The sequence below is a fragment of the Candidatus Spyradosoma sp. SGI.093 genome (genome assembly GCF_050314555.1).
GTDB lineage: Bacteria > Verrucomicrobiota > Verrucomicrobiia > Opitutales > UBA953 > Spyradosoma.
Map to the genome: position 1 here is coordinate 168059 of NZ_JBNPNH010000003.1, position 15688 is coordinate 183746.

Consider the following 15688-nt stretch of genomic DNA (forward strand, 5'->3'; position numbering starts at 1 on the left):
GATTCAAAGCCTTTCTTATTCGGATTTTTCCTTTTTGTGCGGACGGCCGAGCACGGGGGAAACGTATTCGAGCGTGACCGTGAACATTTCGGGAACGTTCTCCACGACGACGCGGCGCGCGGGAACGCGCGGAGCCGCCTGCGCCGCCTGGGCGGGAACGCCCGCGCCGAACAGGTCGAACGGATTCGCCGCGGGCGAAGCCGTCTGCGGCGCCGCGGGAGCGTTCTTCGGGGGAAGCTGGTCCGGAGTCGCGCGCTTCGCGGAAACGTCGCGGACGTGAATCGCGTAGTCCTCCATGCGGCGGATGAAGTAACGGAGAACGCCGGAATCGGCGATGAACTTCACGCGGAAGGCGGTCGCGCGCGCGGCGCCGTCGCGGCGGAGCGAAACGAAGTTCACGTCGTTCTGCCCGTCCGAAAGGCGGCAGAGCCCGGTGTCGCCCGCGCCGGAGACGGGCTCGACGAAGAATTCGCCCTTGACCATGGCGCGGCGCTGCGTCGGCGAAAGCTCGACGCCTTCGCGCTCGACGCCGACGATCTTCATGAACGTCTTTTCCGCCGGCGTCATCACGTGTTCGGCGATGAGGTTCTTGTCGTAAAATTCATGGGCGAGCACGAGCGCCTCCAAAATCTCGTTGACGCCCGCGATCTGCAGATCGAGCGCCTTGAGATGCTCGGCGGGAGCGGTCTCGTTGTTTTCGAGATAACGCGCGAAGCCGAACGAGCGCGCGGCGTCCGCGAGCTCGACGTTTTTGTCTTGACAGCGCGCGACCCAGTCGCTCTTGCGCTGCATCAGATTGGAGACGAGCTGCGTGGCGTCGCCGTTGAAGTCCGTTTCGAGACGCTTCGGCTGAACGAGCGCGGCGATCCGCTTTTCGGCGGCCTTCTTGAGCGCGGAGACCGTCTCGTCGCCGAGGCGGCGGTTTTCGTCCGAAAGCGCGAGCGTCTTCCGGTTGCGCAGCGACTTCAGCTTCTTTTCGTTCTTCTCGATGTCGGAGGAAAGCGAGGCGTTGTTCACGGCGCTCACGACGACGGCCGCGACGCCGCCCGCCATGACGAGCCCGCATATCGCGAGAATCAGAATCAAGGGTAAATTTTTCTTCATGACTTAAAGTCCTTTGTCGGATTTGAGACGGAGCGTGACGGTGAGCATCGGCAGGTTCGGGCGGCCGAAGTCCGGCTTGTCGATGATCGGCGCCGAGGGATCGACGAAATCCGCCTGCTTGAGCGCCTCGAGGATGACCTTGCGCCGCGCGTCGAAGGCGCCGGAATCGTGCACGGGATGGTCCGCGTCCACTTCGGGAACGAGCATCGCGAACGTGACGACGGCGTCGCTGACGACGCGCGCGGGAGCGTCCTCCGTCGCGGGAACGAGCTTGCGGCTGACGGACAGCGAATCGAGCCACAGGTGGCGGTCGTTGGAGACGACGGGCTCGCCGTCCTCATCCTTCGTCTGAATCGAATGGAGCGCCTCGAGCGTCTTCTGCGTTTCGGCGAGGAAGCCGTTCCAGCGGTAGCGCTCGTCGAGCACGCCGGTGAGCTTCTCGACGTAGGCCTTGAGCTTTTCCGCCTCCTTCTCCTTGTCGGCGAGGAATTTTTCGGTCGCCTCCAGTTTCTGAATCGCGACCTTCTGCGCCTTCTTTTCCTGTTCGAGACCTTTGCCGACGTCGGAGAAATGCGCGAAGATCGGCCACGGAGCGAGCGCGAAGCACGCGCCCGCGACGGCGAGGAACGGCAGCTTGCGCTTGAATTCGATCGCCGCGGCGATTTCCGGCGGGAACAGGTCCACGCCCTTGAGGTCCGGAATCACGAGCGTCGCCGCCTCGCCGACGGATTCCTGCAGTTCGCAGGCGTCGAGCTGTTCGTCCTCGGTTCCCGCCGCGACCGCGCCCGGCGCGACCGTGATGAAGGGACGGACGTCGAGCGGCTCGATCGGCAGACGCATCAGCGACGAGAGCTTTTCGACGAAGCCGGGCGTGCGGGAACCGCGGCCGGAGATGAGGATCTTCGCGGGACCGACGCCGTTGTTCGCCTTGCGGAAGGAAAGGAGGCGCAGATTGATTTCGCGCTGAATGCGGCGCGCGAACGCGTCCGCCGCGGCGGAGATCGTCGCCGCCGTCGGGTCGTCCTGCGCGAACTGGAGTTCGCCGGAGAAATACGCGTTCTTCTTCTTTTCCGCGGCGATGAAGGGAATGCCCGTCGCCTCGGCGAGCTTCTGCGAGATGAAGTTGCCGCCCACCGCGAAATTGCTGACGGCGAAGCCGCGGTCGTGAACGAAAGTGAGGTTCGTCGTGTACGCGCCGACGTTCACGAGCAGCGTCGGCGGCAAATCCGCCTGCCCCATCGTCATGTAGCGGTAGGCCTGATACTCGAGATTCGTCGCCGGCTGGTAGCGCGAGGGCTTGAGCTTCGTCCGGCGCATGAGCTCCTTCGTGAAGTCGACGATCTGACCGCGGAGCAGCCCGAAGACGAGCACGTTTTCCTCGATCCCGTCGGAGGAAATCATCTGCTCGTCCCAGATGAGGTCTTCGAGCGGGAACGGCATGTGCTGAGAAGCCTCGTCGACGATGTGCCGCGCGCGCATCTTCGGGTCGGGCATCTGCGCCATCGTGAGATTGTGCGTCAGCAGCATGTGCCCCGGCACGATGAGGACGACCTCGCCCTGCGGCTTCAGACCGGAATCGACGATCTGCGGCAGCGCCTCGATGACCGCGCCCGCCCATTCCTCCTTCACCTTCGAGTAATCGTAGTGAAGATCCACGAGAATGTGCTTTTCGAGCACGAGCGTCGCGCCGTCCGCGGAAAACACGGACGCGGAAATCTGGGTGGTCCCGCAGTTGATGATGGTTTTTATCGCTTTGCTTGCCATGAGAGAAACGGCTGTGAGATTTGAAGAGAAACGGGAACGCTTACTGCAGGACGTCCTCGCGGACGACGGACGGCGCTCCCGAAACAATGCCCGAGCCCGCCGGCGTCAGATACGCGGGAACGAGCAGTCCCTTGGTGTCGGAAATCGTGGCGTCCGCCCAGCCGCGCACCATTTCGAAATTCTGCGCGGCGTCCTTGGAATTGGGATTGATCACGAAATTCGCGCCCAGCGAGGCGGCGTTCGGGCAGTCCATGTACTTCGAGCGGAACTTGCCCGCCGCGTCGAACGGCGAGATCACCATGTCGTTGTATTCGAACTCAATGTAGTAATACGCGGGCTTGGCGTTGCCGGAAGTGACCTCCTTGTCGCGCTCGATGATTTCGCCGGGAATGTAGAACGCGTACGCCTTCTTGCCGTCGCCGACCTTCAGCGCGGCGAAGCGCACGCTCGCGCGGTAGGACGTGAACTTCGCGGACGCGTCGCCGCCGGCTTCCGCGACCGCCTTGTCCACGGCTTCCATGCCTTTTTTCCCGCGGGCGCGGGAGCTCGTCATGCCGTCGCCGGAAAGCGACGCCGCCGTGCGCTTGTACATCAGCGTCAGCGTCATCTTCACATTGTTGAGGAACGAGCCGGACAGATAGCCGTCCGCGCTCGGCTGCACCTTGAATTCGATCAGCGTCTGCCCCCACTTGTATTTCTGGTCGGCGTTCGGCATCGAAACCTGCTTGAAGTCGACCTTGTCGATCTGAATGTTGGGGATTTTCGCGGGCGCTTCCTGAGCGAACGCGGAAACGGCGCACGCGAAGAGCGCCGCGGACAATGCGAGAATTTGCTTGAGGGGATTTTTCATAAGGGGGAAAAGAAAGTTTTGGTTTTAAGCTCTCGGGGAAAAGGAACTGCCGAGGATTAAAAAAGCTCGCGGACCGCTTTTCAATCACAAAAAAAGAAGCCCCGCGCACGAAAACGCGCGCGGGGACGCCGGCTGGCGCTCACCAGACGCCGACGACGAGGTCGCGGATCTTGCGCGCCGCGTCGCGGGAAATCTGCGGGAACGCCTGCGTTTCGAGCAGCCCCGTCTGCCCGCCCATGTAGGTTTCGGCGGAGACGCTCACCGCGCGGTCGCGGAAGTAGTATTTGCCCGTGCGCGCGTCGAGCAGCGAGCACGAAAACTTCACCGTCAGCGTCTGCGTGCTCGCGACGCCGGTGTCGCGGGAATTCGTCAGCGAGACGGAGCGCTTCACGTCCGCGACGACGATTTCGAGACGCGCGTTCCCGCCGTAGACGACGGTCTTCAGACCGGGCTCGGCGTCGAGCGCGTCGGCAACGTCGGTCGCGAGCGTCGCCTGCGTCTGCGTGAGCTCGGTCATGTTCTTGATCGGCGCGACGACGACGGTCGAAAACGGCAGCTTCCCGTGCGCGCCGAGCGAATAGGAACACGCCGCGCACAGCAGCGTTCCCGCGAAAAGACAAAACAGCGAAATCGGACGTCGGAACATAAAGATCATTCTCCTGCGGGATCGGCGAAGACGCGGCGCGGCTCGGCGGCGTCCTCCGCGGCGGCGGCTTCTCCCTCGTCCGCGCGCTCGAGCGAATCCGCGGAGCGGAAGCCCATTTCCTCGAGGGATTTCTGCGAGGGCGCGTCCGCGAAATCCGTCGTGCGCGGGGCGGGATAACGGCCGAAAAGCCAATCGATGAAGGTGAGATCCGCGCGCTTGCCGCGGCGGATTTTTTCGATGCGTTCCCGCGCGCGGTCGGCGGCCTCGGATTCCGGCGCGTGCGTGATCGCCTCGTTGTAGAACACGAGCGCGGCGCGCATGTTGTTGCGGCGCACGTAATAAAAATCGCCGACGGAAAGGCGGTTTTCCGCGAGGCGCATGCGCAGCGCCTCCGTGCGGCCGTAGGCGTATTCCGCCTGCGGATGCTCCGGAAAGAGCGTGTAGAAATCCGTGTAGTAATTGAGCGCGCGGCGCGTCGAGACCTGGTCCCATTCCGCGCCGGGGGAAAGCTTTTCGTAAATGCCCGCGAGGAGCAGGTACGCCTCGGGAACGAGCGGCGATTCCGGATGCGAGCCGATGAGCATCTCGAACGCGCCGATGGCGTCGCGGACGCGGTCGCCCTCGAAGATCTCCTCCGAGATTTCCGACGCGAAGACGCCCTTGCGGAAGAGCAGACGCGGCGCGAGCGCGGACTGCGGCGCGAGCGCGTAGAGCTCGTCGTAGAGACGCAGCACCGCCTTGCGGTCCTTCAGCCACGGCAGACGCCCGCCGAACTTGCGCGGGCGCACGCCCTGCCGCCCCGATTCCGCGATGACGTAGCCCTGCGCGAGCGCGTCCGCGATGCGGTCCGAGCCCGGGTAGGTGGAGACGAGCGTGCGGACACGGTCGAAAGCCTCCTCGAAGCGCCGCTGCAGCGTCAGAATCACGCTCTGGCGGAAAAGCGCCTCCGCCGCGAAAAGCGTCGTCGGGAACGCCTCCACGACGGCTTCGCAGCGTTCGAGCGCCGCCGCGCAGTCCGGTCCCGCCGTGTAGAAGACGGCGGCGCCGCCGTCTTCGCCCGCGTGATTCGGGTCGCGCGAAAGATTGTAGGCGTCGGCGAGCATCGCGATCGCCTCCGCGCGGACGTCGTCGGAGACGCGCCACGCGCGGGAACGTTCCCAAAGCGCCTCGGCGTAAGCCTTCACGAGCGGCTCGCGCGCGCCGAGCTCCTCGCCGCTTTCCTCGACGGCGGCGGCGATCGCCGCCCAGGTTTCCGCCGGCATCGCTCCGCCCCGCCCGGCCGCGTCTTCCGCGTCCGCGGGAACGGCGGTCGTCGTCGGAGGTGGCGGGGGCGTCTTTTCCGTCTCCGCCGCGCTCTCCGCAAAAGAAGCCGCGGGAACGCCGCAAAGCGCCGCCGCGGCGAAAAATGCCGTCGTTCCGAACTTCATGCGCCGCCTTATTTCCAGCGGATGAGCGTCGCGCCCCACGTGAAGCCGCCGCCGAACGCCGTCAGCAGCACGAGGTCGCCCTCCTTGAACCGGCCCGCGTCGTAGGCTTCCTTCATGCAGTTCGGAATCGTCGCCGAGGACGTGTTGCCGTAATTCTGCAGGTTGACGCAGAAACGTTCGAGCGGAATGCCGAGCTGGCGCGCCACGGCGTCGATGATGCGCAGGTTCGCCTGGTGCGGAATCACGCACTTGATCTCGTCCGCCGAGACGTTGCATTTTTCGAGCAGACGCCGGCAGCAGTCCGACATCGTGCGCACCGCGATCTTGAAGACTTCCTGCCCCGCCATGTGCAGATAATGGTCGCCCCCGCGCACGGTCTCGTAGCTCGCCGGACACGCGCTCCCGCCCGCGGGCAGGCTCAGCAGATCGCCGTTGGAACCGTCCGCGCCGAGGATGTTGCCGAGAATGCCGACGTAGGGCTCGTTGCATTTCGTGAGCACGAACGCCGCCGACGCGTCGCCGAAGAGCACGCAGGTGTTGCGGTCTTCCCAGTTGACGATGGAGGAAAGCTTTTCCGTCGAGATGATGAGCACGTTGCGGTAGTCGCCCGCGCGCAGCATGTGATTCGCGATCTGCATCATGTAGATGAAGCCCGAACACGCCGCCGACATGTCGAACGCGGGAACGTCCTTGATGCCGAGCTTTGCCTGCGTGCGGCACGCCGTGGACGGGAACGCGTGGTCCGGCGTCGCCGTCGCGACGATGATGAGGTCGATCTCGTCCTTGGAAATGCCCGCGTCGGCGATCGCCTTTTCGCCCGCCTTCGCCGCCATGTCCGAAGCGCTCTCGGACGCGTCCGCGAGCCGGCGCTCGACGATGCCCGTCCGCGTGCGGATCCATTCGTCCGACGTGTCGACGAGGCGCGTCAGATCGGCGTTGGTCAGGCGGCGCTCCGGCGTATAGACGCCCATGCCGCGAACATAAACGGACGGTGTAGGAGTTCTCATGATTGCCGATTATGAAACAGCTTTTCCCCCGAAATGGGAACAAAAAACTTTCCGCGCGCGCGCCGCCGCCGTAAGCTTTCCGACCATGAACCGAAGCCCGCTGAAACTCGCCTTCGAGCACGTCTCCCGCCCCTTCCGCGTTCCCGTGAAAACGGCGCGCGGAACGGCCGCCGCGCGCGAAACGATCGTCGTCTCGATGCGCGACGAAGCCGGGCGCGTCGGCAGGGGCGAAATCGCGCCCTGGGGGGGCTTCGGATGCGAGACGCTCGACGCCGCGGAAGCCGCCCTGCGCGCGCTCGCGGAACACGCGGGAAAGCCCGAAAGCCTCGCCGACGCCGTTCCCGCCCGCCTGCCGTGCACGCGCCACGCGCTCGCCGCCGCCGCCTTCTTCCTCGACAACCCCGCCGAGTTCGCCGCGCCCGAGCCGACGCCCGCCGCCGTCTGCCGCCTGATTCCGCGCGACGCCGCCGACGCGCCCGAAACCCTCGCCGAAAAAATCCGCCGCGCGCACGCCGAAGGCTTCCGCGCCTTCAAAATCAAAATCGGACTCGCCGCCCTCGCCGACGAAGTCGCGCTCTGCGACGCCCTGCTCCGTCTCGCCGCGGAAAGCTTCCCGGACGCGCGGCTGCGCTTCGACGCCAACGGCGCCTGGCGCGACGACGCCCTCGACGCGCTCGCGCCCCTCGCGGCGTTCCCGCAGCTCGAATTCGTCGAACAGCCGCTCGCGCCCGCGCCGGAGAACGACGCCGCCGTTCTCGCGCTCCCGCGGGAACGCGCCGCCAAAATCGCGCTCGACGAATCCCTGCGCGAGCCGTGGACGCTGCCCGACGACGCGCCCGTCGTCGCCGTCGTGAAGCCGCTCCTCGTCGGAGACTTTCCGCGACTGCGCGCCTGGCTGCGGCGCGAAAACGCCGCGCCGCGTTTCGTGCTCTCCTCGGTCTTCGAGACGGACGTCGGCCGCTCCGTCCTGCGCGCGCTCTGCGCCCGCGCCGCCGACAATCCGCGCGCGCTCGCCGCCGGCGTCGGCACCCTCGCCTTCTTCCGGGAAAACCCGCCGCGTCATTAAAATCCGCATACATGTTTTTTCATCACCACGGGATCTCGCGGAAATCTTCACGGAAAACGCCGAAACGCGGAAGCGTTCCCGCACACAAAAAAAACGTCCCCGCGGATCGCTCCGCAGGGACGCCAACACACACTATGAAAAAAGTCGAGGAGTCGAAAAGGTTTAAGAGGTCGAGGAGTAATTACTTTTAAACTCCTGAACTCCTCCGCTCCTGAACTTTATTTTCTCCGGCGGCGACGCGTTCCCGCCAACGCCAGCGCGCCCAGGCCCGCCAGCAGCCCGAACGCCGACGGCTCGGGAACGGCACCGCAAGCTTCAACGGCGAGCTTCAGCCCAGAAGCGTCGTTCGTCGTAGAAAGCCAATAATACCCCTGTGTTCCTATTTTATCCGAATCGCTCGTATAGGTCAGCAGATTGCCGCAAGCGTCCGTGACGGTAATTCCGCTGACATCCCAGTTCGCCGTCGCGGAATAAGTCGTCGCCGACAAAAGAGAATAGGAATAATTCTTGGACGTCATGGAAATTGATCCGGTAAACTTCACGTTTTTCCCGGTAACGCCCCCGTTCGTCGTAAGTCCAGAATCATTGGTGATGGAGGAAAAATTGAGCATGGAGGATCCTCCAAAGTCTCCGAAATCGAAAGTGTAAGCCTTGTTCGTGTATCCGCCCAAAGCAATGGAACCAGACAGCGTGACGCTTTCGCCGAGATAAATTCTCCCGTGCGTCAGTTTTCCGCTCATGACAATATCGAGCGCGGTGGAATTTGAAGTGAATGTTTGGGCATTGTCAGCCCACGCGTAATCGTACCCGATAACGGCGGTATTGTTGTCTCCGGGCGTCCAATTATTCGTCGTGTTCATCGACTGAGCCGTGGCGCCTGTCAGATAATCCCACGCGGCCCCGTCGGTCCAGTTCCCGCCGTTTGAGGACGTCCAAGCGTACACATACGCGTTGCCATTGTTGCTGTCCTTATAGTCCGAAGCGCTGGTAGTGAAACTATACGCGTTCGCGCAGAGCGTTCCCGCGGCGAGGAGTGAGGTAATAGTGATGATGTGTTTCATAAGTGAGAAAAACAATAATGCCCCCCCCCCCGTATGTAAATCGTCAAGAAGCGAATTTTCGCCCGGAAAACATTTTTTCTTTGACCTCATTATCATCATTTCGAATTTGGGGGCGAAGGCATTCTTGCCTTCGTTCCCGCGACGCCCGATTTCCTAAGGACACATTTTCGCCGCGCGGCGTTCCCGCGCCTCTCCGAATTCGTGAAATTCGAGCAATTCGTGGATAAAAAATCCGCGTCAATCCGCGAGTTCCGCGGGAGATTTCCGCGCTTGCGCGTTCCCGCAATCGCGCACTTACAGCGCGCATCGTTTTCGTTGCCGTTTCCGTAGGGTTGGCACCCTACGCTAGGCAATTCCGCCCCTTCGGGGCTTTTGAAAATCCTTCCGCACTTTGAAAAGCCCCCGCCGGGGCAACCCTCTTAGAAACCCCAGGTGGGAACCTGGGGCAGGGCGGAAAATCCGACAAGCCCCGTCGGGGCGACCCTGCTCCGGGCGCGTCCGTCCGCCGCGGGAACAGGGTCGCCTTTACAAGGCTTTTCCGTTTCGCGTGCATCCCCGGGCTTCCGCCCGGGGTTTCTTTTAGGGCAGCCCCGACGGGGCTTTCATCTGTGTTCATCCGTGACATCTGCGGCAAAAAACTTTCTGCCCGCCGCGCGGCGTTCCCGCGCCCCGCGACGAAGACGTGGACGTCTTCGCCCCCAAGCGTTCCCGCGAGCGGATCCGCATGGAATGCGGAACAAAAATAACCCCATGCGGCGGAACGCCGCTTGGGGCTGTGTCTCGGAAAAACCACGCGCCTGAAAGGCGCAACTCCCCTGCGGGAACGACGCGCCGCGAGGCCTCGTGCGCTTCGGACGGTTGCGCCTTTCAGGCGCGCTCGATGCGCGGAGCGTTCCCCAAGCGCGCGCTTCGCGCCGCGCATGGGGTTACGCTTGTTCCGCCCCGTCGGGGCGTTTTCCGCGTCAATCCGCGAGTTCCGCGGGAAATTTTTCGCGTTCCCACAATTGCGCACTTACTGCGTGCATCGTTTTCGCATTTTTCATCACGGAAGCCCGAAAAAATTTGACGCGACGCGCCCGATTCACTCTCGTTTCGGCGTCTTCCGTGAAGATTTTCGTGAGATTCCGTGGCGAAAAAACGTTCCCGCGGTCAGACGTTCAGTTCTTCGCCGGGCGCGGGATTGACGACCTTCGTTTTCGGGAGCTGAATCGCGAGCTCTTCCGCGTACCATTCGCGGGCGGCGGGATCGCCGTGCGTCAGCACGACCAGGCGCGGCTCGACGGCGTTCACGAACTCCATCATGCGTTCCCGCGTCGTGTGTCCGCTCAGATCGTAGCGCGCGACGGCGGCACGGACGCGCGCGATGTAGTTCAGAGGCGCGAAGCGGAGTTCGTCCGTGTTCGTGCGCGTGAGCAGGCGGCCGCCCGGCGTGTCCGGATCGCAGTAGCCGACGAACGCGATCAGGTTGTGCGCGTGGTCGAGCATGTTCGAGGCGATGAACCACGCCGGCGTGTTTTCGACGAGCATGCCGCTCGAAACGAGGTAAATGCCCTGCACGGCGACGTCCGTTCCCGGCGCTTCCCAGGCGCGGAGCGGCTGCACGCCGAGCTCCTTCGCCATCGCGCGGTGGAAATGCACGTCGCCCGTCTTGCGCGCCATCGTGTCGAAGAAGTCCGCCAGATCGAGCCCGAGCCCCGTGCAGAAGACGGGAACGTTCTTCGGAATGCGTCCGTCGAGCTTCGCCTTCAGCAGCACGTGAAAAAGGTCCTGCATGCGCCCGAAGGCGAACGCGGGAATCAGCACGGAGCCGCCCGCCGCGAGCGTTCCCGCGACGTCGCCGACGAGGCGTTCGAGCTCGCCGTCGCGCGTCAGATCCGGATCGACCTCCGTCGCGCCGCGCGTCGTCTCCATGATCAGCGTGTCGATCTTTTCGAGCGGGAACGCCGCGCCGTCCACCGTCTCCAGATCGTGAAAGCAGACGTCGCCCGTGAGAAAGATCTTCCGGTGCCGGTATTCGATCATCACGCCGACGGCGCCCGCGACGTGCCCCGCGGCGTGGAGCGTGAAGGTGATTTCGTCGTCGTGCTCGTGAAACGTCTTCGGCACGCCGAGCGGCAGCGCCGTCAGCGCGGCCTCGACGCGGTCGAGTTCGCTGTATGTATAAAGCGGATACTCGAAGACGTTCTGCTCCTCGCGCTGGCGCATCATGACGCCGATGGAATTGCGCAGAATCCGCGTCGCGACGATGCGCGAAGCCGGCGAGCAGAGCACGCGCGCGCTCGGGTGCTCCCGCAGCGCGACGGGCAGACCGCCGAGGTGGTCGAGGTGGCAGTGCGTCAGCAGAATGAAGTCCACGGACAGGTCGCGCACCTTCGCGAGATCGGGCAGCGCCGCGCGGCCGAGCTTCTTCGGGTGAATCCCGCAGTCGGCGAGAATGCGGAAAGGTCCGATTTCCAAAAGCATGCAGTTGGAACCGATGTCTTCTTCGCTGTTGAGATCCGTGATTTGCATAGGCGGCGCGCTGTCTTCCAAATGCGGAAAACGATAAGCGCTCCGCGCTCCCGCGTAAAACGCAAAATCGCGGGCGCGGCGCCGCGCGGTCAAAACTTTTGCCTTCGCCGTTCCCGCGCGCTACGCTTTCGCGCCATGAAGGAAAAAATCGTCGTCATCGCGACCGGCAACGCCCACAAGGTCGAAGAATTCAACCGCCTCGCGGCGCGCGCGGGTCTGCGCGGCGTGCGCTTCGTCTCGGCGAAGGAAGCCGTTCCCGGCGGCATGCCGCACGTCGTCGAAGACTCGGGGACGTTCGTCGGCAACGCGCGTCTGAAGGCCGCCGCGCTGCGCGCGCTCGCGCCCGCGGACGCTTTCGTGATGGCGGACGACAGCGGCCTGCGCGTCGATTTTCTCGACGGCGCGCCCGGCGTCGAGACCGCCTACTACGCGGGGCCGCAGGCGGATTCCGCGGCGAACCGCGCGAAGCTGCTCGGCGCGCTCGCGGGCGTTCCCGCGGCGAAACGCGGCGCGAATTTTTATTGCCTGCTGCTGCTGATCGCGCCCGACGGCGGCGAAAAAATCTTCGAAGGCGTCTGCCCGGGAACGATCGCCAAGCGCGAGCGCGACGCGGGATTCGGCTTCGGCTACGATCCGATTTTCGTTCCCGCGGGACACGCGGAGACCTTCGCCGAGCTCTCGGGCGAAATCAAGGACGCGCTTTCGCACCGCGGCAAGGCGTTCGACGCGCTCGCCGCGTTCCTCCGCGCCGCCGCGTGAGGCGCGTCACGCGCCCTTCCCGTCCGCGAAGATGCGGCGTTTCGCGAAGAGCGTCGCCGCAATCGCGAAGCACACGCCCGCGCCCAGCCCGAGGCTCGCGCCCGTGCCGAAGCGTTCGTCGAGAAATCCGAGCAGCAGCGTGCCGAACGGAAACGTTCCCGTGAACATCATCGTGTAGAGCGAGACGACGCGCCCGCAGTGCGCCGCGTCCACGTTGAGCTGGATGAGCGTGTTCGACGAGGCGCCGACCAGCACGCTCCCGAAGCCCGCCGCGAAGAGCAGCGCGAGAAAGCACGGCAGCGGCGGCGCGAAGATCATCCCGACGAGCGAGGCGCCGACCAGCAGATTGCCGACGACGAGAAAGCGCGGCAGCAGGCGTTCCCGCTTCAGCACGGAGACGGTCAGCGCCGCGACGATCGCGCCCGCGCCCGTCAGCGTCAGCATCTGCCCGTAAAGCCCCGCCGAACCGCCGTAGACGCCGTGCGCGAACATCGGCAGCAGCACCGTGTAGCTGAAGCCGAACGTGCTCAGCAGGCCGATGCCGACGAGCACCGCGCGCAACACGGGAACGGACGCCGCGTAGCGCACGCCCTCGGCGAACGCGCGCAGCGGGCTCTCGCGGCGCGTTCCCGCCGGCGGACGCCCGTCGAACTTCAGCGCGAAGACGAGCAGGATGGACGGCACGTTCAGCAGCACGTCGGCGAAGAAGCAGGCGGCGGCGCCGAGATTGGCGACGTTGCGCGCGAGCGCCGGGAACAGCGACGCGGCGCGCGCGTAGATTTCTCCCGCGGCGGCGGGCGCGACGACGCGCATGAAGTTGAACTGCGTCGCGTTCAGCCCGATCGCCTGCGGCAGATCTTCGCGCCGCCCGACGAAGGTCGAGACGAGCGACTGCCGCGTCGGAATCTCCACCGCGCCGACGAGCCCGCGCACGAAGCACAGCGTGAAGAGCACCGCGAGATTTTCGCCGTTGAAGACCGCGTAGAGCGCCAACGCGAGCGACGCCGCGAGCATCGCGAACTGTACCGCGACGAGCATGCGGAAGCGGTCCGTGCGGTCGAACATCACGCCCGCCGCCGGCGTCACGAACAGGTGCGAGACCTGGCTCAGGAACATCGCCGTGCCGGACATCAGCGTGGACTGCGTCAGGTCGTACACGAGCCAGCCGATCGCCGTCTGCGAAATCCACATGCCGGGAAGCGCGAAGGTCCTTCCCGCAAAGAACAGCCGATAATTGCGGGAACGGAACGGCGAAAGCGCTTCCGGAATCTTCATGCCCGCAACGGAAACCCGAAACGCTCCGCCCCGCAAACGTTTTTTTCGGGCGCGCGTCCCGACCGCACGCAAAAAAACGTTCCCGCGAAGCGAATCGCGGGAACGTTTTCGGGAAAAGGTCCGTAAACCTTATCAGGCGCCCTGGTCTTCGAGACGCGTCGGCGTCAGACCGCCGGAAGACGTGTTGGAGCCGATGGCGTCTTCGTAGCTGGACGAATCGCGCTTGCCGTCCGCGGAGCGGAACTGGTCTTCTTCGGAAAGGAGGTTGGAATACTTCTTGACGGAACCGTCCGCGAACGCGACGAAACCGACGCCGGCGCCGAAGGGCGCGTCTTCCGTCCATTCGCCGTTCGTCTGCAGGCCGCGGAGCCACGCGATCGGGTAAGCGGACTTGCCCGCCTTCGGGTTCTTCTTCGCGTTGACGACGACCGCCCAGGAAATCGGCTTCACTTCGCGGAGCTGATTCGTGCCATCCGTACCGTCGGAAAGAACGGTCTTCGGAATCGTGTTGTTGATCGCGTCGTCGGAAGCGACGTACCAGACTTCCGCGTCGACGAGGCCCGCCTTGCGCGCGAGAATTTCGGCGACGGAGGCGACGGTGGACGCGGTGCCGCGTTCGGGCTCGTCGCCCTTGTTGGTGATCTGGCGGCCGTTCGTGCCTTCCTGCATGTAGGAGACGTAGGACTTGGCGATCTGGCTCAGATTGTTGCTCGCCACGAGCTGGCGGACTTTGTCCATGCCGATGCCGATCGTCGGAACGGCGAGAGCCGCGAGAATGCCGATGATCGCGATGACGGTCAGGAGTTCGATGAGCGTGAAACCTTTACGGTTGGTTTGAGATTTCTTCATAAGCTTTTTCTGGGGGTTGTGGGTTTTAAAATTTGTCCTCAATGATGCACTGCGGGAACGCTTTGGCAAACAAATTTTTTCGCCGCCGCGGCGTTCCCGCGTTTTCCTTCAGTACGGGAGCGGGAAGTTTCGGCAGAGCTCGCGGGAAATTTCGCGCGCCTCCGCGATCTTCGACTCGTCGTGAATGTTGTTGACGACGAGCGCGATCGCCTTCGCGATGAGCTTCATCTCCGGCTCGCGCATGCCGCGCGACGTGCACGCCGCCGTGCCGAGGCGGATGCCGCTCGCCTGGAACGGGGAGCGCGTCTCGCCGGGAACGGTGTTCTTGTTCGTCGTGATGTTCGCCGCGTCGAGCGCGAGCTGCGCGTCCTTGCCCGTGACGTCGGGATGGCTCCCGCGCAGGTCGACGAGGCAGAGGTGGTTGTCCGTCCCGCCGGAGACGAGCTTGAAGCCCGCCGCCGCGAGATCCGCCGCGAGCACCTTGCAGTTGGCGACGATCTGGTGCGCGTACGCCTTGAACTCGGGCTTGAGCGCTTCGCCGAAGCAGACCGCCTTGCCCGCGATCACGTGCTCGAGCGGTCCGCCCTGCATGCCCGGGAACACGGCGGCGTCGATCGCCTTCGCCCATTTTTCGCCGCAGAGAATCAGCCCGCCGCGCGGCCCGCGCAGCGTCTTGTGCGTCGTCGTCGTCACGAAGTCCGCCAGCCCGACGGGCGACGGATGCGCGCCGCCGGCGACGAGCCCCGCGATGTGCGCGATGTCCGCGAGCAGCAGCGCGCCGTTGGAGTGCGCGATGTCCGCCATGCGCGCGAAGTCGATGATGCGCGGGTACGCGGACGCGCCGACCGTGATCAGCTTCGGCTTCTCGCGCGCCGCCGTTTCCGCGATTTCGTCGTAATTGATGTAGCCGTCCTCGCCGACGCCGTAATGGACGACTTCATACAATTTCCCGGAAAAGTTCACGGGCGCGCCGTGCGAAAGGTGCCCGCCGTGCGCGAGATTCATCGTCAGAATCTTGTCGCCCGGCTTGAGCGCGGCGAAATAGACCGCCATGTTCGTCTGCGAGCCCGAATGCGGCTGCACGTTCGCGTGCTCCGCGCCGAAGAGCTTCTTCGCGCGGTCGATCGCGAGCTGCTCGATCTTGTCGATCCATTCGCAGCCGCCGTACCAGCGCTTGCCCGGATAGCCTTCGGCGTACTTGTTCGTCAGGATGCTGCCCTGCGCCTGCATGACCGCCGGGAGCGTGAAGTTCTCGGACGCGATCAGCTCGACGTGCGACTGCTGACGCGAGAGTTCGCCGCCGATGAAGCCGGCGAGCTCGGGATCGATTTGTGCGAGTGGAGTCGGATTTATCATGGTTTTTCGGTTT

Annotated in this window: 13 protein-coding genes; 2 read left to right on the forward strand and 11 right to left on the reverse strand. The window is 64.4% G+C overall.

The annotated features are described in order from the left end of the window. Positions 1-15 precede the first annotated feature (15 nt). The 6 genes from ACQREB_RS04610 to ACQREB_RS04635 form a co-directional block, all read right to left on the reverse strand. Positions 16-1104, reverse strand: a complete 1089-nt coding sequence (locus ACQREB_RS04610) for a hypothetical protein (RefSeq protein WP_427765854.1) — start codon at positions 1102-1104, stop codon at positions 16-18. Between the two features lie 3 nt (positions 1105-1107). Then, complete coding sequence (gene pilM / locus ACQREB_RS04615) at positions 1108-2868, reverse strand: pilus assembly protein PilM (protein ID WP_427765856.1); 1761 nt, start codon at positions 2866-2868, stop codon at positions 1108-1110. Between the two features lie 40 nt (positions 2869-2908). Further along, positions 2909-3718, reverse strand: coding sequence for a hypothetical protein (locus tag ACQREB_RS04620; protein ID WP_427765859.1), 810 nt, complete (start codon positions 3716-3718; stop codon positions 2909-2911). A 139-nt stretch (positions 3719-3857) separates the two neighbouring features. Further along, a complete protein-coding gene (locus ACQREB_RS04625; RefSeq protein ID WP_427765861.1) occupies positions 3858-4364 on the reverse strand; it encodes a hypothetical protein in 507 nt (168 codons plus the stop codon). A gap of 5 nt (positions 4365-4369) precedes the next feature. Next, entirely contained in the window at positions 4370-5791 is a 1422-nt protein-coding gene (locus ACQREB_RS04630; protein ID WP_427765864.1) for a hypothetical protein, read from the reverse strand. A gap of 8 nt (positions 5792-5799) precedes the next feature. Further along, positions 5800-6798: a beta-ketoacyl-ACP synthase III gene (locus tag ACQREB_RS04635; protein ID WP_427765865.1), complete on the reverse strand. Its 999-nt coding sequence runs from the start codon at positions 6796-6798 to the stop codon at positions 5800-5802. An 85-nt stretch (positions 6799-6883) separates the two neighbouring features. On the opposite strand from ACQREB_RS04635, the gene menC reads away from it, so the two are divergent. Beyond that, positions 6884-7864 carry an o-succinylbenzoate synthase gene (menC, locus tag ACQREB_RS04640; protein ID WP_427765867.1) on the forward strand — a complete coding sequence of 327 codons (981 nt, stop codon included), beginning with the start codon at positions 6884-6886 and terminating at the stop codon, positions 7862-7864. Between the two features lie 218 nt (positions 7865-8082). On the opposite strand, the gene ACQREB_RS04645 is transcribed toward menC, so the two are convergent. Both ACQREB_RS04645 and ACQREB_RS04650 read right to left on the reverse strand, forming a co-directional pair. Then, a complete protein-coding gene (locus tag ACQREB_RS04645) occupies positions 8083-8925 on the reverse strand; it encodes an MYXO-CTERM sorting domain-containing protein (RefSeq protein WP_427765869.1) in 843 nt (280 codons plus the stop codon). Positions 8926-10074: 1149 nt separating this feature from the next. Continuing rightward, on the reverse strand, positions 10075-11436 hold the full coding sequence (locus ACQREB_RS04650; RefSeq protein WP_427765871.1) for an MBL fold metallo-hydrolase: 1362 nt from the start codon (positions 11434-11436) through the stop codon (positions 10075-10077). A 135-nt stretch (positions 11437-11571) separates the two neighbouring features. On the opposite strand from ACQREB_RS04650, the gene rdgB reads away from it, so the two are divergent. Further along, positions 11572-12195: an RdgB/HAM1 family non-canonical purine NTP pyrophosphatase gene (gene rdgB / locus ACQREB_RS04655; protein WP_427765873.1), complete on the forward strand. Its 624-nt coding sequence runs from the start codon at positions 11572-11574 to the stop codon at positions 12193-12195. Between the two features lie 6 nt (positions 12196-12201). Here the strand turns inward: rdgB and ACQREB_RS04660 are convergent, their stop codons facing one another. From ACQREB_RS04660 to glyA, 3 genes are all read right to left on the reverse strand, one after another. Continuing rightward, the gene (locus ACQREB_RS04660) at positions 12202-13470 is read right to left on the reverse strand and encodes an MFS transporter (protein WP_427765875.1); all 1269 of its coding nucleotides are present in this window, start codon (positions 13468-13470) and stop codon (positions 12202-12204) included. A gap of 132 nt (positions 13471-13602) precedes the next feature. After that, positions 13603-14319: a type II secretion system protein gene (locus ACQREB_RS04665; RefSeq protein ID WP_427765878.1), complete on the reverse strand. Its 717-nt coding sequence runs from the start codon at positions 14317-14319 to the stop codon at positions 13603-13605. 108 nt (positions 14320-14427) lie between these two features. Continuing rightward, entirely contained in the window at positions 14428-15675 is a 1248-nt protein-coding gene (gene glyA, locus ACQREB_RS04670; protein WP_427765880.1) for a serine hydroxymethyltransferase, read from the reverse strand. Between the last annotated feature and the right edge of the window lie 13 nt (positions 15676-15688).